Genomic DNA, 504 nt, shown 5'->3' on the forward strand with positions numbered 1-504 from the left:
CAGGAACATTTCCAGCCTTTGTGGCCGCGTATTCCACATCAAACTGGCTGATCTCCGTGGCCGCTTCGAACTGGAGGGTAAGCGGCTCAGCAGGGCCGGTCCGCGATACGCGCGCGCGTGAGGCATGATGTGAGGGCATGGAGAAGTCCGGATAGATCGGGGGAGATCGTGTCCATGATCGATCGTGGACACGATCTATCTGGATCTACCCGGTCAAACGGGAGGCGTACGCGAAGCAGCTGGATTAAGTTTGTCGGCCACGTTCCAAGGCAGCAGCTCGTCGATGCGATTGACCTTGTAGTCCGCGATATGAGTGAGTACGTATTCGAGGTAGGCTCGCGGGTTGATGTCATTGAGCTTGCATGTACCGATCAGGCTGTACATCGCTGCCGCTCGCTCACCGCCGCTGTCGGAGCCGACGAACATATAAGCCTCTATTGAATTTTCAGTGGGTGGTATCGTCCCGGTTTCTGGATAAACAAGACGAAGGCAGGTCATGCATAG

At 56.0% G+C, this 504-nt stretch carries 1 protein-coding gene; it reads right to left on the reverse strand.

Translation table 11 applies throughout. The features are described 5' to 3' along the window. Positions 1-213: 213 nt before the first annotated feature. A partial coding sequence (locus EVC45_RS45135) for a transposase domain-containing protein (protein ID WP_248295558.1) occupies positions 214-504 on the reverse strand: 291 nt, incomplete at its 5' end.

It is taken from the genome of Paraburkholderia sp. UYCP14C, assembly GCF_004197395.1.
GTDB lineage: Bacteria > Pseudomonadota > Gammaproteobacteria > Burkholderiales > Burkholderiaceae > Paraburkholderia.